Origin of the sequence: Postechiella marina (assembly GCF_039538365.1) — a bacterium.
Lineage (GTDB): Bacteria > Bacteroidota > Bacteroidia > Flavobacteriales > Flavobacteriaceae > Postechiella > Postechiella marina.
On the sequence record NZ_BAABCA010000008.1, the window covers coordinates 34,093 to 55,101 of the forward strand.

The window sequence follows — 21,009 nt, forward strand, 5'->3', positions numbered from 1 at the left end:
GCTAATGCACTAGTTTGTTAAGCCTTTTTTTAAGTTAAAGTATTTTTTTTACTTGGTAAAATATTAGCTTTTTTAGATAAATTATCTGCCAAATGCTGGCTTAAAGCAACCATGGTAAGTGTAGGATTCCACGATGCTCCTGTAGGCCACAAACCTGCGCCTGTAACATATACATTGTTAACGCCTTTTGGACGATAGTCTAAATTAACAACACCAGCATCATCGTTAGTAATACATAATGTAGATGCTTCATGCACTAATAAAGGAGCTCTTCTGTTTTCTTTCTTTGGACGTTTCTTAGACCACGAGTTTGTATTAGCATCCCAATATTCAACAGCTTGTTTACCTTTTGGCGAAAGTATGTGTTCTAGCGTTTCAAAAGTAGATGCATCCATAGCATCCCAAACTTTGTTGTCATTTTCGTTGGCAATAACCTGTAATGTAGAGTTAGCTGTAATATCTTCGTCTTCATTTTTAACAAAATAGTTTTTAGAATTATTAAAATCTATTTCACCAAGAGACGCACAAACAAAAACAATATAATCTTCAGAGCTTTTTAGTTGATCGCTACTTGCAGTTGCAACAACATCGGGCATATTCATTAAAGCTGTTTTAGTGTTTTTTTCTGGGTTTTTATCAGATAATGCGGTTAACTGAATATGAAATTGTCCTTTATGGTCCCTTTCCTTATCAACCCCAGCTACATAAAAAGCACCTAATTCTAACTCGGCTAACTCCTTAGAAAATTTATAATCTTCCATAGGTACTCTAGCATAAATAGAGCTAATAAAATGGGATGTGAATCTTTTGCCAATAGTTTTTAACTCAGAAAAAGAATTATGTAACAATGTAGTAGGAGGCAATGTTCCCATAGCCAAAATTACTTTAGCATTACCAATATTAACAATACCTCTAGAGGTTTTTAATGCAATAGCATGCCCCTTTTCATTTATAATTTTTTCGACATTACAATTGGTAACCATTTGTAATTTATTGCCTTTTTTTAGTTTTTTAGAATCGCAATTTATATGGTCTTGACCGTCTTGAAACGTTCTCGATAATTCTAGTTGTTTATCTAATAATTCTAATAATTTACCAGGAGTTGAAAATTTAGCAAAATCTATGTCGCCAATCATAGGCTCTTTTACAGCTAAAGGAGCAGGAATAACTCTTGTTAAGCCAGAAACCTTTTTTGTGTTTTTAATTAGTAAATCTTGAAGCTCTTTTTGCAATGTTCCGTAAATGGGCTTCTTTTGGTTTGTAGATTCAATCTCATCTGCATTAACAACATTTAATAGCTTTTCTGCACTCGTAAAGTATTTTTCGGCAGTATCAATTAGGCTTTTTGGCCAGTTTATCATTTCCTGTCTTGTTGGTCTTGGGCACCAACCGCTCCATAATGTAGATCGACCGCCAAAAAAGGGAACCATACCTGCTTGCCATTTAATAAATTCTCCATCGTTTGTTTCTTTTGTTAAAGACCACGGGAAGGTTTCGCTCATACCACCTAAAGTATCTCGGTAAGGAAGTGGTAAATTCTGAAAATGTTCTGGTAAAAAAAATGGACCTCTTTCAAGTACCAAAATTTTTGCATGCGGATTATTTTCTAATGTCTTGTCTATAAAAGCTAGGCTACAAAAACCAGTACCTATTACAATAAAATCGAATTCTTGATTTTCTCGAATGTCTTTCCATTCAGTTTTAGAAGCAAAAAAAACATGATCCATTACATCTTGACTTGTTGGAGACTGTGGTCCAGGTGTAGGATAACCATGATTAAAGTTTTTTGAGGCAGAATATTTTCCCATCTTTTAATAGTTTAAGAATGTTTGTAATAACCTAAAATGCTAATTATAGATAGAAAATATATTGAATATTTTTTATCCTACGCAAAACGAATTTAGTTGAAAAATTTTACAAAATCAAGCTTAAAAAAGATGTGAATTGAAATATGAAATGTATTTTATTTAAAAAGCATTTTATGCTAAATTTATAGGTAGACAAATTAAAAGTGCTATTAGGGTTTAGACAGAGTCCTGTCTACAGACCAATAACCTCCTCCTTTAATAATAAGAAATATGCTACCAAGGAGCATGGCATAATCTGTTCGTGCACCATGCACCATTACCCAAAAACCATCATTTATAAAAATTTTTAATTTGGTTGTTACAAGTGCAGTTATCATTATAACAAGAGTAACGCTACTAGCTAACCTTGTTAATATGCCTAGTAAAATTAAAATACCGCAAAGTATTTCGAAGGTTCCAACAAGATCTCCTAAAAAGATAGGATTAGGCAAACCTATTTTGGTAAATCTGCCTGTACCACGAATGGCAGGAAAAAGAAATTTTTGTAAACCTTCAGACAAGAAAACCATACCAACCATTACACGAATAATTATTGTTGTTTTTGCTTGATCTGTATTAATAATATTTTTTAACATTTTATTGTTGTTTTTAAATCACAAAATTAGATAGCAGAATGTTAAAATAATGGTCTATATGGAAAATGTTTGGTCTTTAAAATTAGTGTAACATTTTTATATAATATGCTACACATATGTAAAGTAAGTAGCTTTTAATTGGATTGTTAACTAATAATTTTGACGTTTATCTCAAATCAACCTTTTATTTATTTAATAATTGAGTTTGTAAAGCATGTTTTAACAAGTTATCAATTTTTATCTCTTAACATTTGAAAAATGTTGAGTGTTTATTAAAAAAAAACAGAAATTATGGGAGGAGAAGGCGCAATGCTGGCTATGGCAGCATCACTAAAAAATAATAATAATTTAAAATTAAAAAGGAAAGAACGTATAGGCTTGTCTGGTTTTTATGCTGGTGTAAAAATGCAAGATTTTCCAAGTGCAACTCCAGAAATGTTAGAGGCTATAAAAGTTAAAACTATAAGAGAAAACAAAAAGATACATATTAGGCAAATGGTATGGCTTTTTGTATTAGCTCTAGTTTTTACTCTAGCTTATGTTTATATTATTAAATAACTATTAAAGTTCTTCAATTTTAAAACCTAGACCTTCAATAGTAGGAATAATATCTGTTTTATTGTCATCATCTAAATTAACCTCTAAAATTTTATTTTGATGATTAAGATCTACTTTCCAAAAATCAACATTATCCATTTTATTTAATGCTGGTGTAATTGTTTTTATGCAACTATTGCAATGCAGGTTTGTTTTATATTTAACTGTTATCATAACTTTTATATTTTAATTAATTATTGTGTTTTTTAATCTTAAACTATTAGCTAAAACAGATATGGAACTCATAGACATAGCAGCACCTGCGATCATGGGGTTTAATAAAAATCCATTTATGGGGTATAATAAACCTGCAGCAATAGGAATAGCGATAAGATTGTAAATAAATGCCCAAAATAGATTTTGTTTTATAGTTTTCATGGTGACTTTAGATAGTTTAATGGCATTAACTATTTGTTTTAAATTGGAATGCATCAAGGTTATTCCTGCACTTTCCATAGCAATATCTGTTCCGCTAGCCATGGCAATGCCTACATGTGCTTGTGCAAGAGCATTCGAATCGTTTATACCGTCGCCTGCCATAGCAACTATTTTACCTTGATCTTGTAATTGTTTTACATAAGCACCTTTACTGTCTGGCATAACATTGGCTTTAAAATGTTTTATACCAATATTATTTGCAATAGCTTTTGCTGTATGGGCATTGTCTCCTGTAAGCATGTGTATCTCTATACCTATTTGCTGTAATTTTTGAATGGCAAATAAGGAGCTTTCTTTTATCTTATCTGCAACTGCTATAATGCCAACAACATGGGTTTTATCGCTTACATAAACAACTGTTTTTGCTTCTGTTTTTAAATTGTTGGCTTTTGTAGACATCGTTTTAGGAATGATAATATTATTTTGAAGTATAAGATTTTTGTTACCAATTCTATAAGTAATGTTTTTATATTGGGCTTGTGCGCCTAAGCCTATGCTACTTTGAAATGATTCTACCGCAATTTTATCAATGTTTTTGTTTTTTAAATGTTTAGCAATTGCTTCTGCAACTGGGTGTTCTGATTGCGATTCTATAGCTAAAATAATTTTTTTTAACTGAAGAGAATTTGTGTTTTTACCCCAAAATACATCTGTTACTTGCGGTTTTCCTTCGGTAATAGTTCCTGTTTTATCTAAAATTAAAGTGTCTATTTTATAGGCTGTTTCTAAAGCTTGAGCATCTTTTATTAATATGCCTTGTTGCGCGCCTTTACCAATACCTACCATTAGTGCGGTTGGTGTTGCTAAGCCTAAAGCACATGGGCAAGCAATTATTAAAACCGTAATGGGAGTAAGCAGAGCATAGGTTATATTGGGGCTTAAAAAATACCATAATGCGAAAGTTATTATAGCTATACCAATAACAATAGGAACAAAAATTCCAGCAATTTTATCTGCCATTTTTTGTATTGCGGGTTTGCTAGATTGTGCTTGTTCTACTAATTTAATAATTTGAGATAGGAGGGTGTTATTTCCTATTTTATGAGCTATTATTTTTAGAGAGCCTTTTTGGTTTATTGTTCCAGAAAACACCTTGCTGCCTTTAGTTTTTTCTACAGGCATAGGTTCGCCAGTAATCATGCTTTCATCAATAAAAGAATGTCCTTTTTTTACCTTGCCATCAACAGGTATTCTATCTCCTGGCTTTAATATAATAAGCTCACTTTCCATAATAGCATCAAAGGCTATAATTTGTTCTGCTCCGTTTCTTATGGCGGTTACTTTTTTAGGCTTTAGTCCTATTAATTTTTTTATTGCCGATGAGGTTTTGCTCTTTGCCTTTTCTTCAAAAAAGCGACCCAACAGAATTAGAGTTATTATTATAACTGCCGATTCGTAATACACATGAGGTACAAGACCTTTATTAATAAAGTACTGCGGATTTAAAGTGTTAAATAGGCTAAATAAAAAGGCAATTCCTGTACTTAGCGCTACAAGGGTATCCATATTGGTAGAAAAATGTTTAAGCTTTTTTAAAGCTATAATAAAAAACTCGGCACCACTATAAAACAATACAGGTAGAGCTAGCAGCAGCATTACCCAATTTTTGTATGCTATTTTTTCTGGCAAAAACATAGCCATAATAAAAATAGGTGTAGAAAAAACAATAGCAATAATTAGCTTTTTTTTAAGTAACTCTAACTTCTTTTTCTCTAGTTTTTCAAATGTATTTTGAGATGTTTTATGTTCGCCTATAACAAGAGTATATCCTATTTGTTTAATTTTTTCTTCTATGGTTTTAATAGACACTTTACTAGTATCATAATCTAGTGCAATAGATTGATTTGGGTAGTTTACAGCAACATTATAAATACCGTCTTGTTCTTTAATGTAAGACTCTATGCTCATGGCACAAGAGGCGCACGTCATACCAGCTATTTTATATTGGTTTTTCATAATGTACTTTAATTTGTACTACAAAAGTATGACTGTAATTTGTGTTTTCTATTACATAATTAGGTCTATAAGTTATAGAATTTTGAAGCGCTGTAAAATAGGTGTTAAATCGAATCTAGAGGTTTGTGTTTTGGCTCTTTTATTTTTTTGAATTGTGACGGAGACATACCTGTTTCTTTTTTAAACTGAGAAGAAAGATGTGCTACACTGCTATAATTCATTTGATATGCTATTTCAGACAATGTATATTCTTTGTAAAACAGAAGTTCTTTTACATGTTCTACTTTTTGTTTAAGGATATAGCGCTCTATAGTTGTGCCTTCTAAAGACGAAAAAAGCCTGCTAAGTGAAGTATATTTATGGTGAAGTGTTGTAGCTATGTACTCTGAAAAATTTGTAGATAAAGATGCTTTAGAATGATGGATTTGTGTTATAATTAAAGATTTAATTTGCTCTACAATTTGTTTATTGTTGTCTTCTAGTATTTCAAAACCTCTTTGTTTTAAAAGTACGCCAAGTTTTAATTTTAAATCTTCGTTTATTTCAGAATAACTTTCTAGTTTACCCAATTTAATATCTTTTATATCTATATTTAATTCGTTACTAATATTATTTACCACCTCTATACAGCGTGGGCAAACCATATTTTTAATGTAGATTGTGTTTAAGTCCATTTAAAAAAGGGGGCTTTAGTCTATTTTATGTGTTGTTAGACGAAGTTAAATATGTTTTTTTACAAAGTTAATTTTAAAATATAAAAAAACCTGTCTTGTAAAAAACAAGACAGGTTTTTAATATAATGTTTAAAGAGTATTGTGTTAGCTTACAGCTTCTTTAATACGTTTAATAGCTTCAATAATTTGTTCTTGAGATGCAGCATAAGAAATTCTAATACAGTTAGGGTTTCCAAAAGCTTCACCAGTTACGGTTGCAACAAGAGCCTCTTCTAATAAGTATAAAGAAAAATCTGTAGCATTATTTATTGTTTTTCCTTTTAATGTTTTTCCAAAGAAATGCGTAACATCTGGAAATACGTAAAAAGCGCCATCAGGTGTGTTAGATTTAAAACCTTCAATATCTCCTAATAAATCCAAAATTAAATCACGACGAATTTTAAATTCATCAATCATATATTTTACAGAAGAAGGGTCTGCGTTTAAAGCTGTAATTACTGCACGTTGTGCAATACAGTTGGCTCCACTTGTCATTTGTCCTTGTAATTTATTACAAGCTCTAGCAATTTTTTCTGGTCCACCAATAAAACCAATACGCCATCCCGTCATTGCAAAGGCTTTAGATACACCATTTACAGTAATAGTTCTGTCATACATATCGTCAAACTCAGCAATACTTGCATGACCTTGTCCGTAGTTTATGTGTTCGTAAATTTCATCAGAAACCACATAAATATTAGGGTGTTTTGCTAATACATCAGCTAAACCTCTTAACTCTTCTTTAGTATAAACAGATCCGCTTGGGTTACAAGGCGAGCTAAACCACATCATTTTTGTGTTTGGAGTAATAGCTGCTTCAAGTTGATCGGGCGTCATTTTAAAATCGGTATCAATAGATGTTTTAACTTCTACAGGAGTACCGTCATTTAACTTTACAATATCTGAATAACTTACCCAGTAAGGACATGGTAAAATAACCTCGTCACCTTTATTAAGCATAACACCAGCAATGTTAGCAAGTGCTTGTTTAGCTCCAGTAGATACTACTATTTGAGCAGGTGTATACGTTAAATTATTGTCGCGTTTAAACTTGGTAATAATAGCTTCTTTTAAATCGGCATAACCATCAACAGGAGAGTACGAGTTGTAATTGTCGTTTACTGCTTGTATCGCTGCATCTTTAATAAAATCGGGAGTATTAAAGTCTGGTTCTCCAAGACTTAAACCAATAATATCTTTTCCTTCGCCTCTAAGCTCTCTAGCTTTAGCAGCCATTGCTAACGTTGCAGACGTTGCCATGTTTAAAATTCTATCAGATAGTAATTGCATTGTATATAATTGTTTATAAATGTAAATTTAAATTTAGGCTAAACTAGGTTTTTTACCTAGCACCTTTAATTGGTTGTAGTGCTCGCTAACAGCTCCCCAAAACGTATTATATTCGTTATATGGTAGGCTAAACTCTTTTGCTGTTTCTTTAACTATTTTTGCTATTTTACTGTAGTGTACGTGACTAATATTTGCAAATAAATGGTGCTCTACTTGTCTGTTTAATCCACCAGTATAAAACTCGGCTAACCAACTTTTAGGCGAAAAGTTAGAGGTTGTAAATAGTTGATGGATAGCCCAAGTATTTTTCATGTTTCCTTTAGCATCTGGTAAAGGCATTTCTGTATTAGGCATAACATGGGCTAACTGAAAAATAACACTTAAAATAATACCCGCTGTATAGTGCATAATTAAAAAGCCTATTAAAACTTGCCACCAAGCAAAACCTAAAGCAAGAGGTAAAACCACCCAAACAGAATAGTAAACTATTTTACCAATAATTAACTTAGTCCATTGTGTTGCTGGGTGCGGTAATTTACCGTATGCTAATTTTCTTTTAAGGTAAACGTAAGTTTGCTTAAAATCTGTAGTAATTGCCCAGTTTGCAGTTAATAAACCGTATAAAAAGAAGGCATAATATTTTTGATATTTATGAATACGCATCCATTTGGTATGCTTAGAAAAACGAATAATTCTTCCTGCATCAATATCCTCATCATGTCCTTGAATATTAGTATACGTGTGGTGTAAAACGTTGTGTTGTACTTTCCAGTTGTAATCGTTGCCAGCTAAAATATAAATGCTGCTTCCCATTAGTTTGTTTACCCATTTTTTACTGGAAAAAGAGCCATGGTTTGCATCGTGCATTACATTCATGCCAACACCAGCCATACCAATACCAACAACAACCATAAGTAAAGCTTGTGCCCAACCAGGTAAGTTAATAGTTAAAATTAAAACTGCTGGTACAATTAATAAAGCAAACATAACAATTGCTTTGAAGTATAATTTCCAGTTTCCAGTGCGCTTTATATTATTTTCTTTAAAGTAATTATTAACACGTTTATTTAGTGTTTTAAAAAACTTTGCAGAATCGGTTCTGGAAAATGAGAGTGTTTGTTTAGTCATGCTATTAAATTTAATATGATTAAAAAATAAATTATTGATCATACCTGAGGCAAAGATAGGAATAAACCAATTCAAGTAATAACGTTTTTTTGTAAAAATATGTGTGCAAAAAGTATATTTTTGTTGAAAATTTAACAACCTATGGAACTAATATTAAAATACTTTCCAAACCTTACCCAAGATCAAATTGATAAGTTTGAAAAGCTAGAAGCACTTTACCAAGATTGGAATTTAAAAATAAATGTGGTGTCGCGTAAAGATATAGATGAGCTTTATTTGCGCCATGTTGTACATTCTTTGGCAATAGCAAAGGTTATTGAGTTTAAAGATGGGAGTAAATTAATGGATGTTGGAACAGGTGGCGGTTTTCCTGGTATACCTTTAGCTATTATGTATCCAGAGTGTTCATTCCATTTGGTAGACAGTATTGCAAAAAAACTCAAGGTTGTAAATGAGGTTGTTACTGGGCTAGGTTTAACTAACGTAAAAACCACCCACAGTAGGGTAGAGGCTATTAACGATACTTACGATTTTATAATTAGTAGAGCGGTTGCTGCTATGCCAACCTTTGTACATTGGGTTAAAGGTAAAATAGCCAAAGAACAAAAACATGAATTAAAAAATGGTATTATATATTTAAAAGGAGGTGATTTAACCGAAGAGCTTAAAGATTATAAAACCACAACTATTTACGATTTAAAAGATTTTTACGAAGAAGATTTTTATGATACCAAAAAAGTAGTGCATTTACCTATGAAGTATCGTGGGTAGTTTAAAAAGAATATGTTACGATTATTACAGCTTAATTAATTCTGAACAAACTTGATTAAAATAAAAATAATGATTTTGATACCAGTAAGAATTTTTAAAGTCTTCAATTTTAACAGAATTTGTTATTAGTAAAATATTTTTTGCTTTTAGAAAATGCTTTTTTGCTTGTTCTAAATTGTTAGATTTTAAATAGGATATAGCTAAGCCTAAATGTGCATCAAAATCTAAAGAATCATTAGCAATAGAAACATTAAATGTTGAAATTGCTGGTGCATATTCACCTAAAAATAAATGTGAAGCAGCTAAATAAAAATAAGCAGGAATATTATTTTTGTTAAGCTTAATTACTTTTAAAAAATCAGACTTTGACTCTTTAAAATATTTTACATCTAATAAAGCAATTCCTCTTTTATAATAGGCATTGTCGTTTTTGTTAATTAAAATGCTGTATCTAAAATTTTTAAAGGCCTCTTTGTAATTTTTAAGTGCCATATAACATTGCGCTCTTAAAGTATAGGCGCTAGCATCACTAGGAAAAAATTTAAGCACTCTAGTTAGGTCTGTTATAGCGCCTTGATAGTCTTCTAAATAAAATTTTGTGCGTCCTAAATTGTAGTAAGCATCAATAAGTTCTGGGTCTATTTCTGTGGCTTTGGTGTAATCGTCCAAAGCACCTTTATAATCTTCCAAATTAAATTTAGCATTTGCTCTATTGTAGTAAGAATCGGCATCGGGTTTATAGAAAATAACTTTAGTAAAGTCTAGTATGGCTGCGTTGTAATCTTCTAGATTAAATTTTTCAAGACCACGATAAAAATGAGCGTCAAGATTTTTTGAGTCTATTAAAATAGCTTGGTTAAATAAGGCTATTTTTTCTTGGGGAGTAGACGCTCTTAGGCCTTGCCTGATAAATTTATTGGCTTGAGCACTACAAAATATAGGAATAAAGGTTATTAGTAGGATGAGTTTTCGCATAATTCAAATATAAAATTAAATGTATATTTAATCTACACCTTTAACTTTCATTTTTAGAGTATAAATAGATTTTCGTGCTGTTATAAAAAGGGTCTTTCTTTTTTTACCACCAAAACAAATGTTAGCAGGTTTTTCAGGGCATTTAATTTCTTTAATTAATAGTCCTTTTTTATTGTAAACCCAAACTTTTTCAGATGTTAAATATACATTACCTTTATTATCAATAGTCATACCATCACTACCATGTGGAGCAAAAAATGTTTTGTTTGTTAAAGTTCCATCTTTTTGTATATCGTATTTCCATATTTTTTTATCTTGAATATCGGCAACATAAAGTGTTTTTCCATTTGGTGTTCCTATTATTCCGTTTGGAGTTTTAAAATCGTTTATAACCCTAAAAATTTTTCCGTTAGTATTTAAAAAGTAAACACCACGAGTGTCTTGGATTTCTTTATGGTTTTTTGTCCACCACTTTCTGTGATAATATGGATCTGTAAAATAAATGCCTCCTTTTGGAGTAATCCATAAATCGTTTGGAGCATTTAAGTGTTTGCCATTATAGTTTTGATGCAAAACGACTAGCTGTTTATTCTTGTTAAAATAGCCTAGTTGGTTTTTCTCGTCTGCACAAGTAACCAGTTGATTTTTGGCATTAAAATACATTCCGTTAGATCTGCCTGTGCCTTCTAAATATAGAGAAACACCTTTGTTTTCGTCCCAAATGTAAATTTTGTCATTGGGTTGGTCTGTAAAATAGACACGTCCATCTTTAGCAACTGCAGGACCTTCTGTAAAAGCAAACCCGGTTTTTATGCGCTCTATTTTAGAATTTTTGTCTACAATTTCACCTCTGTTTTGTGCATATATATTAAAGGTGTTAAGCAACAGTATAATAGTTGTTAATTTATTGAAAGTCATATTTTAATGCGGTACTTTTTCGTAATGTTCTCTTATTAAATCTCTGCCAAAGTCGCCATTAAAATCTCGCCAAACTACATGTATATGTTTGGCATTATTTTGTAGGTTATCGAATTCTGCTACAAAAGATTTTCCTTGAATTCTATAATAATGGGGTTTATTAACTTGGTAGGCGCCAGACCAAGAAAAATGAATTGCATCTAAACCTTCTTCTTTTATTTTGTTTAATTTATTTGCTGCTTTTTCTTCAGGCATATATGCTATATGTACAGTAATTAATTGCAGTAATTCTTTTTGTTGCTCTTTATTTAAGTCTTTAAAAGAAATACCGGTAGTTTTTAAAGCTTTAACTTTTGATTTGTTTTTGGTGTAAATATCTTTAAAAGTTCTGTTTTTAAGAGAAGCTTGTTGTTTTTGATCTTTAGAAAAGGTGTTTATAAGTTTTAATGCAAGGTCGTCTTCTTTGTAAAGTGTACGTTCTCCTTTTCTTTTTCCGGTGGTTATTGTAGCAGGATTAGAACCAAAAAAACGAGGAGAAAAAGATGTTTTTTTACCAGATATTGTAAAGTTTAAAGATATATGGTGGCCTTCAAAAGACCAACTCCAAATTTTATCTGTAGCAGGATTACCGTAAAAAGTAGCATAATATTTTTCGGAATCTCTATAAACTGGGTCTCCAGAAATTTTAGCTAAAACATTTTCTAAATCTATTATTTTACGTGTTTTATTGTAACCAGATTTACTTAACGATGTTTGTAATAAATTAAATAAGAGTTGTTTTTGCTCATGTTGTAGTTCTTTTATAGAAATACCCTCTCTAACAAACATACTGTGTGGTAAATAATGCCATTTATCTTTTAAAGGGTCGTTAAAGTCGAGTAAGGCTTTACTTTTTTGTTCGTTATTAAGTGCATTTAAAAATAGTACAGCAGGGTTAGTTTTTAGAGTTTTAAAAGCAAAAAAACTAAGAGACATAAGTAATAATATAATTTTGGAGGTATTCATGTTACTTTCCTTTGTATAGTTTGTAAACCTCAGAACCAGCGCTTAAAAAAGCTCCAGTACCATAAACCTCTGTTTTATCTGGCCATGCTTTTCCGGGAGCTGCACCAATAGGTTGCACATAACCTAACATACCATCTTTTGTTACATAACCTGTCAAGGCGTTCCATCCTTTTTTAACCGCATTGCCATAAGTTTTTTTGTCAAGAATATTATTGTTTATTCCCCAGGCTAAACCATAGGTGTAAAAAGACGATCCGCTAGTTTCTGGTGTAGGGTAAAATTCTTGACCTAACAAACTCATAGCCCAATGGCCTTCTTTTGTTTGTATTTCAATAAGCTTTTTAGCCATTTTTTTATAAATTTTTAAAAAGTATTTGTATTCTTTTGTATTGGGGTTAAGCGCATTCATAATATTAGTAAGTCCAGCAAATACCCATCCGTTTCCTCTAGACCAAAATATTTTGGTGCCATTATCTAATTTGCCCATATAGCTTTCGTCTCTATAGTATAAGTTCTCTTTTTTATCAAATAAAAAATTTGTAGTAGTCTTATATTCTTGCATTAAAAAATTTAAATACTTTTTATCGCCAGTGGTTTTATAAAGATTAGCTAAAACAGGAGGAGCCATAAAAAGGGCATCGCACCAATTCCATCTATCTTGATGATAAGGCGTTTTCCAGTTTAATTTAGATTGAGAAGGGTGATAAATAATATAATCGAAAGCTTTTTGAGTAGGCTTAATCATGTTTTTATCACCATATTTTTTATACAGTTCAAAATATAGTTGCCCTACAGTATGGTCGTCTGCATGGTATGGTCTGCGGTATAATTTCCATTGGTTGTCTTCGCCAATTTTTTTAAGCCAGTTGTAATATGTATTGTTATCAGACATTTTTGCCCATTTTGCCATGCCAACATAAAGAGCACCGTTGGTCCAATCTAAAGGGTGATGCGGTTTTTTTCTGTTACTGTAAGTATCTTTAAAATGTTCTATTTGCCAATCGGCAACACGTTTCATTATTTGTTTTACTTCTGTAGGTTTAATGTCCTGTTGCGCTTGATTTGAAATAGAAAACGTTAAAATAGAAAAGACAAAAAAGGCTTTTAAAAATGTCATTGGTAGTGGTTTAGTTGGTTGATTGTAATGTTTGTGCTTTAATTTTTACACGTTTAAATTTATAAAATTTAATTGAAGTGAATAGGTCTTAAGCTAAAATTAAAACATTTGTTATGTATATTTAAACCCATGCCTAGGATGTAAATAAAAAATGGAGCTACTCGTTACCTTCTATATCGCTAATATGATGTTCTAATGCTTTTACAGATATCTGAATTTCTACAATTAAAAGTGAAAGCGATATAATTAAAAGGAGTAACGCCAAACCAAAAGTCCATGTAGCAATTGTATGCTGTTTAATATAAATTAAAAACATAGTTAAAACGCAAAGTAATAAGCTAGAAATACCAAATATTTGCATGGTACGTGTAAGGTAAAGGCGTTGTTTAATATTTTTTATTTGTTTAATTAAAACTGTTTTTTTGTTTTTAGAATACTTGTCGTGCAAATTTCTTACTACAGCAGCGTAGGCTAAAAACCGGTTGGTATAGGCTAGCATAATTAGAGATATAGCAGAGAATAAAAGGGCAGGTGTAGTAAGTGTGAGTTCTTGCATAACTAAATTTTATTTAAAGTTATAAACTTAAAACTTATTTTAGTATATAAAAAAAAGAGAACTTATAATTAAGTTCTCTTTAAAATGTAATTTAAATGTATTGTTGTTTATTTTTTCTTCCAATAAGCATTCATAGCTTTAAATTTTTCTTTTCCTACTATTTTTTTAATCTTATTTGAAGCAGCTTTTTTTACTTCTTTTATCTTTTCTTTTTCTACGTCTTTAGCTAATTGTTGTTTTCTAATAGCTTTTATTTGGGTTGTTTTTTCTTTGTTAATAGCTGTTGCTTCAACTGTTTCTTGCTTAGTTAATCCAGCAGCAGCAGTAGCGCCAGCAAAATTCTTTTTTTGTTGAGCACTAACAGAGATTGTAAGTAATAAAGCGAAAAATAATAATGCTAATTTTTTCATAATAATTTAGTTTATAGTTATGTAGTGTTTAAAACAAAAATATAATAAGAACGCTTAAGTTAAAATATTAAATGTTCTTCGTAACAAAACAAATGGTCTAAGTTGCTATATCTTGAAGCTTTTCATATTTTAGAAGCATGCAAGAAGATTTTTTACACTATTTGTGGCAATATAAAAAGTTTGATATTCTTAATATAAAAACATCAAACCAAGAGTCTATCTCTATTCTGTCAGTAGGGCAACACAATTTAAACTCTGGACCAGATTTTTTTAATTCAAAATTAAAAATAGGCGATCAGCTTTGGGCAGGAAATGTTGAGATTCATATTAATTCATCTGATTGGTATGTGCATAATCACGAAAATGATGCGGCTTACGATAACGTTATTTTACACGTAGTTTGGGAGCACGACACAGATGTTTTTAGAAAAGATAACGTAGTAATACCAACATTAGAGTTAAAATATTTTGTAGAAAAAAAAGCTCTCGCTAATTATCATAATTTGTTTTCTAAACCAGGAACTTGGGTTAATTGTGAAAGCGATTTTATTAATATTGACGATTTTACGATTAAAAACTGGCTTGAACGTTTGTATTTTGAACGATTAGAACGAAAGGCTTTCGATATTAATGCCTTATTATTAGAATCTAAAAACGATTGGGAAGCTGTATTATTTAAAATGTTAGCCAAAAGTTTTGGTTCTAGAGTTAATGGCGATGCTTTTTTAAGTATTGCTAAATCTGCAAATTTTTCTGTAGTTAGAAAACTGCAAAGCAAACAAATGCAGTTGGAGGCTTTGTTTTTTGGTCAATCTAATTTGTTAGATAAAGAAGTAGAAGAGGCTTATGTTAAAGAGTTGCTTAAAGAATATACGTTTTTGCAGCAAAAGTTTAAATTGCAAAAAGAAGGCGTGTCTCCAATTCAGTTTTTTAGGTTGCGACCTCCAAATTTCCCCACTATTAGGTTGTCTCAATTAGCCCGGTTGTATTGTAGTGAGCAAAATATATTTTCAAAAGTTATAGATACCAATACGCTGTCAGATTTTTATAATTTGTTTGCAGTATCTACTTCTGCTTTTTGGGAAACCCATTATACATTTAATAAAGTGTCTAAATCGCGTAAAAAGATAGTCGCTAAACCGTTTATAGATCTTCTGTTAATTAATACCATTATCCCTTTAAAGTTTAGTTATGCCAAGTATCAAGGTAAGCAGATAGATGATAGCATTATCAAATTAATAAGTGAATTAAAATCAGAAAAAAATAATATTGTTAATAAGTTTAACTCTTTAAAAAAAGTCTCGTTTTCTGCTTTAGATTCGCAAGGTTTAATTCAGTTAAAAAACGAATATTGTTCTAAAAACAAATGCTTACAGTGCGCTATAGGAAGCAAACTTTTAAATAAATAAATTTTTAAACAAAAAAACTTAGCAGTAAATTGCAGCATGAACATTTTTTACAAACCATTACTTTATTTCCAGAAGCACGGTTACTACGTTTGTCAGCGTATTGCCGATAGGTTTGGAATACGAGCAAAAGTTGTAAGAACATCTTTTATGTATGTAACTTTTGTAACGGTTGGTTTTGGTTTTGCGCTTTATTTGTTTTTAGCTTTTTGGATGCGAATTAAAGATTTAATTTATACAAAACGCTCGTCTGTATTCGATTTATAAAATAATAGGCTTTTAAATAATTAGCTAAACAGGAGTGTTTTAACATGAAGCTTTAATACGTGTAAATATGAATCCAGTTGTAAAATTTTTTAGAACGAAAATATACACAGCTATTTTACTGTTAGTAATAATTTTGCTAATAGGCGTATCTGGATATATGATGATTTCTGGATATTCGTGGATAGATGCGCTATATATGACGGTTATTACCATGACAACCGTAGGTTTTGGAGAGGTTGTTCCGTTAGATGATCAATCAAAAATATTTACTATTTTTTTAATTTTAGCTAGCGTTGTAATTGTAGGTTATGCGCTATCTGTTATTACAGAGTATATTTTAAGTAAAGATCATATTGAAGAATTAAAACATAAAAGGATGCAAAAAAAAATTGATAGTTTTAATAATCATGTTGTTGTTTGTGGTTACGGGCGAAATGGTAAGCAAACGGTAAAAAAATTATCAGCCCATAATAAACTGTTTGTTGTTATAGAAAAAGACAAAGAGATGGAAGAGCGTTTGCAATTAGATCATGTACCATACGTAATTGGTAATGCAAACGAAGATGCTATTTTAATACAAGCAGGTATAGAAAGAGCGTCAAGTTTTATTTCGGCTTTACCAAGTGATGCCGATAATTTATTTGTGGTGCTATCTACAAGACAATTAAATAAAGATATAAATATAATAAGTAGAGCATCTCACGAATCGTCTTACGATAAATTAAAATTTGCAGGAGCTAATAATGTTATACTTCCAGATAATATTGGAGGCGACCACATGGCATCTTTAGTAGTGGTACCTGGTTTAATGGAGTTTATCGATAATCTTTCTATAGTTGGTAAATCTAATATTAATATAGAAGAGGTCGCTGTAGAGAAGTTGCATAGCAACAACGCTATTAAAACAATTAAAGATTTAGATTTACGTAAAAAAACAGGATGTACCGTTATTGGTTATAAAGACGAAAAAGGCGAATATATTGTAAATCCAGAAGCAGAATTAGAACTTGCTACAAATTCTAAAATTATTGTTTTAGGAAGACCAGAGCAAATAGAAGCTCTAAATTCTGAGTACGATATACACTAACTGTCTTGCTATTTTAACAGCTTTCTCTTTAAAAAACCATTTTTTTTTAGCATCTTGCCATATTCTAATAAGAATCTTTCAATAAACACAAAAAAATTTTATGATTTATATGAAGAAATATCTTCTCTCAGCACTTGCATTAATAGTTCCATTTTTAACTTTTGCACAAGAAGTGGTAGAAAAAGGAATGGATGAAAAATTTAATGATGCTTTTAAACCCATATCCGATGCTTGGGGCTCTTTTGTTTTTTATCCCATAAAATTTTCTGAAAATTTAGGCATGCCAATAGTTATAATTATGCTGTTGTTAGCAGGTTTAACATTTAGTATATTATTTAAATTAGTAAATGTTAGAAGATTTCCAGTATCTATAAATATTGTTAGAGGTAAGTATGACGATGTAGATCATCATGAAGTAGAGCCTAAATCTATGGTAAATGTAGTAGATGGCGATATAGTAGATACTATTGCTGTAGAAGGGCAAGAGGGTGAGGTGTCTCATTTTCAAGCTTTAACAGCAGCCTTATCAGGCACTGTTGGTTTAGGTAATATTGCAGGTGTAGCAATTGCTATTTCGTTAGGAGGACCAGGAGCTACATTTTGGATGATTTTAGCAGGATTGCTAGGTATGTCTTCTAAGTTTGTAGAGTGTACTTTAGGTGTAAAATATAGAGATATTGGCGAAGATGGTACTGTATTTGGAGGTCCAATGTATTATTTAAAAAAGGGACTTGCAGATGTTGGTAAAGGTACTTTAGGCAAAGTACTAGCAGTAATTTTTGCAGTAATGTGTATAGGTGGTTCTTTTGGAGGTGGTAATATGTTTCAAGCTAACCAAGCAGCACAACAATTTAATACCATGATAGGAGCAAACTCTACAGCAGCAGGTGTTGTATTTGGAATAGTAATGGCTATAACAGTAGGAGTTGTAATTATTGGAGGCATTAAAAGAATAGGAAGCATAACAGAAAAGGTTGTGCCTTTTATGGTAGGTATTTATTTTTTAGCAGCCATTGTTATTTTAGTATCTCACTTTAGTTTAATAGGCGATGCTTTTGGGCAAATATTTGATGGAGCTTTTAATGCTAAAGGTATAACTGGGGGTGTTTTAGGTGTTTTAATTATTGGTTTTCAAAGAGCAGCTTTCTCTAACGAGGCAGGTGTAGGTTCTGCAGCTATAGCACACTCTGCAGTAAAAACTAATTATCCAGCATCAGAAGGGTTAGTGGCATTACTAGAACCGTTTATAGATACAGTTGTAGTTTGTACCATGACAGCCTTAGTTATTATAATTACAAACGGAGACGGAAGCATTATGGAGTATGGAGTAAAAGCACCAGATGGTGTTTTAGCAACATCTAAAGCTTTTGCATCTGTTTTACCGTGGTTTCCTTATGTTTTAACATTAGCAGTGGTTTTATTTGCATTGTCAACAATGTTATCTTGGTCTTATTACGGACTTCAATCTTGGATGTTTTTATTTGGACGATCTAAAGCTTCAGACTATTCATATAAAATTTTATTTTGTATATTCATCGTAATTGGGTCTGCAGTAAGTTTAGGAGCTGTAACAGATTTTTCAGACGCAATGATATTCGCCATGGCAGTGCCAAACATAATAGGGTGTTTCATTCTATTTCCAAAGGTAAAAGAAGAGTTATCAAAATACTTAAAAGCCATTGGAGTTCAAAAAAGTAAATAAAATTTAAACACTTATATTATGAAATCCCATTTCACGTTTTCTAAAGAACAGCGAAATGGGATTTTTTTATTAGTACTTATTATAATTATTTTACAAGGTGTATACTTTTTTATCGATTTCTCTTCAGAATCAATAATTGTAAATAAAGCAGAACTTGAAAAATATACTAAAGAAATAGATTCGTTAAGGTTAGTAAAACTTAAAAATAACGAACCTAAAATATATCCTTTTAATCCAAATTATATTACAGATTTTAAAGGCGAATCTTTAGGTATGAGTAATAAAGAAATAGATAGACTTCACGCTTTTAGAAAACAAGACAAATGGATTAATTCTTCAAAGCAATTTCAAGAAGTTACTCAAATATCAGATTCATTATTAAAAAAAATAAGCCCTTTTTTTAAATTCCCAGAATGGGTTACGCATCCAAAACCTGTTAAGCCTGTTTCAAATTACAGGAATAAGCCTAAAACATTTTCGCAAAAACAAGATTTAAATAAAGCAACAGCCAAACAACTTCAAAAAGTATATGGTATTGGTGAAACTTTTTCAAAAAGGATTATAAATTATAGAGAAAAACACAAAGGTGGTTTTATAGCAGATGTGCAATTGCAAGACATTTATGGCTTAACACCAGAAACAATAGAATATATTTTAAAAGATTTTACAGTAAAAACACCACGTAAAATAAATAAAGTAAAATTAAATACAGCCTCTGTAGACGAGTTAGTAACTGTGAAATATATAGATTATGATGTGGCATATTATATAGTAGAATATAGGCAGCTAAGAGAAGGGTTTAAATCTTTAGATGAATTAATAAAAGTTAAAGACTTTCCGTTAAATAAATTCGATATAATTAAATTATATTTGTCATTAGAATAAAAACTAACGGTATGAATAATATGTACTTCACAGAAGAACATAATCTCTTTAGAGAAAGCTTAGCAGATTTTTTACAAAAAGAAGTGGTGCCTCACATAGATAAGTGGGAGGAAACAGGAACAATAGATAAATTTATCTGGAAAAAGTTTGGAGACATGGGTTTTTTGGGTATCAATTATCCAGAAGCCTACGGAGGTTTAAATTTAGACCTCTTCTACACCGTTATTTTACAAGAAGAATTGCAAAAAATAAATTCGGGAGGTTTTGCAGCTGCAATTTGGGCGCACGTATATTTAGCTATGACGCATCTTAACGCAGAAGGAGACGAAACTATAAAACAAAATTATTTAGTACCAAGTATAGCTGGCGAAAAAATAGGTTGTTTGTGTATCTCAGAGCCTTCTGGAGGTAGCGATGTTGCAGGAATGCTTACCACAGCTGTTAAAAAAGAAGACCATTATTTGCTTAATGGTTCTAAAACATTTATTACAAACGGTGTTTATAGCGATTACCTAGTTGTAGCAGCTAAAACAAAACCAGAATTAGGTAATAAAGGTATGAGTATTTTTGTAGTAGATAGAGATACAGCAGGAATTACAGCAACAAAATTAAATAAATTAGGCTGGAGAGCATCAGATACTGCAGAGATAGCATTCGACAATGTTAAAATTCCAATAACAAATATTTTAGGAGAAGAAAACCAAGGCTTTGCGTATATTATGCAGCATTTTGCATTAGAGCGTTTAGTAATGGGTATTAATGCCCATGCAAGAGCAGAATTTGCTTTAAACTATGCATTGAACTATATGTCCGAAAGAACCGCATTTGGCAATCAGTTAAACAAATATCAAGCATTAAGGCATAAATTTGTTGATTTATATGCAGACATGGAAATTTGCAAACAATACAATTATACTGTTGCAAATAGGCTAAATAATAAAGAGTATGTTGTAAAAGAAGCAACCATATCTAAGCTAAAATCTACAAAAATGGCAGATGAGGTTATTTACGAATGTTTACAATTTTTAGGCGGTTATGGTTACATGGAAGATTATCCAATGGCAAGGCTTTTACGCGATAGTAGGCTAGGGCCAATAGGTGGAGGTACCTCTGAAATTTTAAGAGAAATTATCGCTAAAATGGTAATAGATAAGAAAGCATACAAACCAGCGACCTAAACTTGGTTAATTACTATTTTAGCGAAAATTGTTTTTTCAATCGCTAAAATGGTAATAGATAAGAAAGCATACAAACCAGCGACCTAAACTTGGTTAATTACTATTTTAGCGAAAATTGTTTTTTCAATCGCTAAAATGGTAATAGATAAGAAAGCATACAAACCAGT

General features: G+C 31.1%; 21 protein-coding genes. 8 read left to right on the plus strand and 13 right to left on the minus strand.

Features of this window, described 5'->3' with window-relative positions; translation table 11 throughout:
- Positions 1–29 precede the first annotated feature (29 nt).
- Both ABD715_RS16635 and ABD715_RS16640 read right to left on the minus strand, forming a co-directional pair.
- Positions 30–1,808 (minus strand): GMC oxidoreductase, encoded by a 1,779-nt coding sequence (locus ABD715_RS16635; RefSeq protein ID WP_344789475.1) that lies wholly within the window; start codon positions 1,806–1,808, stop codon positions 30–32.
- A gap of 209 nt (positions 1,809–2,017) precedes the next feature.
- Positions 2,018–2,443: a DoxX family protein gene (locus ABD715_RS16640; RefSeq protein WP_344789476.1), complete on the minus strand. Its 426-nt coding sequence runs from the start codon at positions 2,441–2,443 to the stop codon at positions 2,018–2,020.
- A 291-nt stretch (positions 2,444–2,734) separates the two neighbouring features.
- Here ABD715_RS16640 and ABD715_RS16645 point away from each other — a divergent pair, with 291 nt between their 5' ends.
- The gene (locus ABD715_RS16645; RefSeq protein WP_344789477.1) at positions 2,735–3,001 is read left to right on the plus strand and encodes a hypothetical protein; all 267 of its coding nucleotides are present in this window, start codon (positions 2,735–2,737) and stop codon (positions 2,999–3,001) included.
- A gap of 3 nt (positions 3,002–3,004) precedes the next feature.
- On the opposite strand, the gene ABD715_RS16650 is transcribed toward ABD715_RS16645, so the two are convergent.
- The 5 genes from ABD715_RS16650 to ABD715_RS16670 form a co-directional block, all read right to left on the minus strand.
- Positions 3,005–3,214, minus strand: a complete 210-nt coding sequence (locus tag ABD715_RS16650) for a heavy-metal-associated domain-containing protein (protein WP_344789478.1) — start codon at positions 3,212–3,214, stop codon at positions 3,005–3,007.
- A 12-nt stretch (positions 3,215–3,226) separates the two neighbouring features.
- On the minus strand, positions 3,227–5,434 hold the full coding sequence (locus tag ABD715_RS16655) for a heavy metal translocating P-type ATPase (protein WP_344789479.1): 2,208 nt from the start codon (positions 5,432–5,434) through the stop codon (positions 3,227–3,229).
- Between the two features lie 104 nt (positions 5,435–5,538).
- Positions 5,539–6,108 carry a helix-turn-helix domain-containing protein gene (locus ABD715_RS16660; RefSeq protein ID WP_344789480.1) on the minus strand — a complete coding sequence of 190 codons (570 nt, stop codon included), beginning with the start codon at positions 6,106–6,108 and terminating at the stop codon, positions 5,539–5,541.
- A 144-nt stretch (positions 6,109–6,252) separates the two neighbouring features.
- On the minus strand, positions 6,253–7,437 hold the full coding sequence (locus ABD715_RS16665; protein ID WP_344789481.1) for a pyridoxal phosphate-dependent aminotransferase: 1,185 nt from the start codon (positions 7,435–7,437) through the stop codon (positions 6,253–6,255).
- A gap of 33 nt (positions 7,438–7,470) precedes the next feature.
- Positions 7,471–8,565, minus strand: a complete 1,095-nt coding sequence (locus tag ABD715_RS16670) for a fatty acid desaturase family protein (protein ID WP_344789482.1) — start codon at positions 8,563–8,565, stop codon at positions 7,471–7,473.
- 141 nt (positions 8,566–8,706) lie between these two features.
- On the opposite strand from ABD715_RS16670, the gene rsmG reads away from it, so the two are divergent.
- Positions 8,707–9,336 carry a 16S rRNA (guanine(527)-N(7))-methyltransferase RsmG gene (rsmG, locus tag ABD715_RS16675; protein ID WP_344789483.1) on the plus strand — a complete coding sequence of 210 codons (630 nt, stop codon included), beginning with the start codon at positions 8,707–8,709 and terminating at the stop codon, positions 9,334–9,336.
- A 24-nt stretch (positions 9,337–9,360) separates the two neighbouring features.
- On the opposite strand, the gene ABD715_RS16680 is transcribed toward rsmG, so the two are convergent.
- The 6 genes from ABD715_RS16680 to ABD715_RS16705 form a co-directional block, all read right to left on the minus strand.
- Complete coding sequence (locus ABD715_RS16680; protein ID WP_344789484.1) at positions 9,361–10,311, minus strand: tetratricopeptide repeat protein; 951 nt, start codon at positions 10,309–10,311, stop codon at positions 9,361–9,363.
- Between the two features lie 27 nt (positions 10,312–10,338).
- A complete protein-coding gene (locus ABD715_RS16685; protein ID WP_344789485.1) occupies positions 10,339–11,229 on the minus strand; it encodes an SMP-30/gluconolactonase/LRE family protein in 891 nt (296 codons plus the stop codon).
- Positions 11,230–11,232: 3 nt separating this feature from the next.
- A complete protein-coding gene (locus ABD715_RS16690) occupies positions 11,233–12,234 on the minus strand; it encodes a DUF3500 domain-containing protein (protein ID WP_344789486.1) in 1,002 nt (333 codons plus the stop codon).
- A 1-nt stretch (position 12,235) separates the two neighbouring features.
- On the minus strand, positions 12,236–13,351 hold the full coding sequence (locus tag ABD715_RS16695; protein ID WP_344789487.1) for a glycoside hydrolase family 88/105 protein: 1,116 nt from the start codon (positions 13,349–13,351) through the stop codon (positions 12,236–12,238).
- A 157-nt stretch (positions 13,352–13,508) separates the two neighbouring features.
- Positions 13,509–13,907, minus strand: a complete 399-nt coding sequence (locus tag ABD715_RS16700; RefSeq protein WP_344789488.1) for a DUF2721 domain-containing protein — start codon at positions 13,905–13,907, stop codon at positions 13,509–13,511.
- 107 nt (positions 13,908–14,014) lie between these two features.
- A complete protein-coding gene (locus ABD715_RS16705; protein WP_344789489.1) occupies positions 14,015–14,317 on the minus strand; it encodes a hypothetical protein in 303 nt (100 codons plus the stop codon).
- A gap of 137 nt (positions 14,318–14,454) precedes the next feature.
- On the opposite strand from ABD715_RS16705, the gene ABD715_RS16710 reads away from it, so the two are divergent.
- The 6 genes from ABD715_RS16710 (at position 14,455) to ABD715_RS16735 (ending at position 20,842) form a co-directional block, all read left to right on the plus strand.
- Positions 14,455–15,726: a DUF2851 family protein gene (locus ABD715_RS16710; protein ID WP_344789490.1), complete on the plus strand. Its 1,272-nt coding sequence runs from the start codon at positions 14,455–14,457 to the stop codon at positions 15,724–15,726.
- A 36-nt stretch (positions 15,727–15,762) separates the two neighbouring features.
- Entirely contained in the window at positions 15,763–15,990 is a 228-nt protein-coding gene (locus ABD715_RS16715) for a PspC domain-containing protein (protein ID WP_344789491.1), read from the plus strand.
- Between the two features lie 67 nt (positions 15,991–16,057).
- Positions 16,058–17,077: a potassium channel family protein gene (locus ABD715_RS16720; protein ID WP_344789492.1), complete on the plus strand. Its 1,020-nt coding sequence runs from the start codon at positions 16,058–16,060 to the stop codon at positions 17,075–17,077.
- 109 nt (positions 17,078–17,186) lie between these two features.
- A complete protein-coding gene (locus ABD715_RS16725; protein WP_344789493.1) occupies positions 17,187–18,779 on the plus strand; it encodes an alanine/glycine:cation symporter family protein in 1,593 nt (530 codons plus the stop codon).
- An 18-nt stretch (positions 18,780–18,797) separates the two neighbouring features.
- Positions 18,798–19,664: a ComEA family DNA-binding protein gene (locus ABD715_RS16730; protein WP_344789494.1), complete on the plus strand. Its 867-nt coding sequence runs from the start codon at positions 18,798–18,800 to the stop codon at positions 19,662–19,664.
- An 11-nt stretch (positions 19,665–19,675) separates the two neighbouring features.
- Entirely contained in the window at positions 19,676–20,842 is a 1,167-nt protein-coding gene (locus ABD715_RS16735) for an acyl-CoA dehydrogenase family protein (RefSeq protein ID WP_344789495.1), read from the plus strand.
- Positions 20,843–21,009 lie beyond the last annotated feature (167 nt).

Excerpts from the sequence above, each read along its gene's own strand:
- ABD715_RS16635 (WP_344789475.1), bottom strand. The coding sequence starts at position 1,808 with ATGGGAAAATATTCTGCCTCAAAAAACTTTAATCATGGTTATCCTACA.
- ABD715_RS16640 (WP_344789476.1), bottom strand. The coding sequence starts at position 2,443 with ATGTTAAAAAATATTATTAATACAGATCAAGCAAAAACAACAATAATT.
- ABD715_RS16645 (WP_344789477.1), top strand. The coding sequence starts at position 2,735 with ATGGGAGGAGAAGGCGCAATGCTGGCTATGGCAGCATCACTAAAAAAT.
- ABD715_RS16650 (WP_344789478.1), bottom strand. The coding sequence starts at position 3,214 with ATGATAACAGTTAAATATAAAACAAACCTGCATTGCAATAGTTGCATA.
- ABD715_RS16655 (WP_344789479.1), bottom strand. The coding sequence starts at position 5,434 with ATGAAAAACCAATATAAAATAGCTGGTATGACGTGCGCCTCTTGTGCC.
- ABD715_RS16660 (WP_344789480.1), bottom strand. The coding sequence starts at position 6,108 with ATGGACTTAAACACAATCTACATTAAAAATATGGTTTGCCCACGCTGT.
- ABD715_RS16665 (WP_344789481.1), bottom strand. The coding sequence starts at position 7,437 with ATGCAATTACTATCTGATAGAATTTTAAACATGGCAACGTCTGCAACG.
- ABD715_RS16670 (WP_344789482.1), bottom strand. The coding sequence starts at position 8,565 with ATGACTAAACAAACACTCTCATTTTCCAGAACCGATTCTGCAAAGTTT.
- rsmG (WP_344789483.1), top strand. The coding sequence starts at position 8,707 with ATGGAACTAATATTAAAATACTTTCCAAACCTTACCCAAGATCAAATT.
- ABD715_RS16680 (WP_344789484.1), bottom strand. The coding sequence starts at position 10,311 with ATGCGAAAACTCATCCTACTAATAACCTTTATTCCTATATTTTGTAGT.
- ABD715_RS16685 (WP_344789485.1), bottom strand. The coding sequence starts at position 11,229 with ATGACTTTCAATAAATTAACAACTATTATACTGTTGCTTAACACCTTT.
- ABD715_RS16690 (WP_344789486.1), bottom strand. The coding sequence starts at position 12,234 with ATGAATACCTCCAAAATTATATTATTACTTATGTCTCTTAGTTTTTTT.
- ABD715_RS16695 (WP_344789487.1), bottom strand. The coding sequence starts at position 13,351 with ATGACATTTTTAAAAGCCTTTTTTGTCTTTTCTATTTTAACGTTTTCT.
- ABD715_RS16700 (WP_344789488.1), bottom strand. The coding sequence starts at position 13,907 with ATGCAAGAACTCACACTTACTACACCTGCCCTTTTATTCTCTGCTATA.
- ABD715_RS16705 (WP_344789489.1), bottom strand. The coding sequence starts at position 14,317 with ATGAAAAAATTAGCATTATTATTTTTCGCTTTATTACTTACAATCTCT.
- ABD715_RS16710 (WP_344789490.1), top strand. The coding sequence starts at position 14,455 with ATGCAAGAAGATTTTTTACACTATTTGTGGCAATATAAAAAGTTTGAT.
- ABD715_RS16715 (WP_344789491.1), top strand. The coding sequence starts at position 15,763 with ATGAACATTTTTTACAAACCATTACTTTATTTCCAGAAGCACGGTTAC.
- ABD715_RS16720 (WP_344789492.1), top strand. The coding sequence starts at position 16,058 with ATGAATCCAGTTGTAAAATTTTTTAGAACGAAAATATACACAGCTATT.
- ABD715_RS16725 (WP_344789493.1), top strand. The coding sequence starts at position 17,187 with ATGAAGAAATATCTTCTCTCAGCACTTGCATTAATAGTTCCATTTTTA.
- ABD715_RS16730 (WP_344789494.1), top strand. The coding sequence starts at position 18,798 with ATGAAATCCCATTTCACGTTTTCTAAAGAACAGCGAAATGGGATTTTT.
- ABD715_RS16735 (WP_344789495.1), top strand. The coding sequence starts at position 19,676 with ATGAATAATATGTACTTCACAGAAGAACATAATCTCTTTAGAGAAAGC.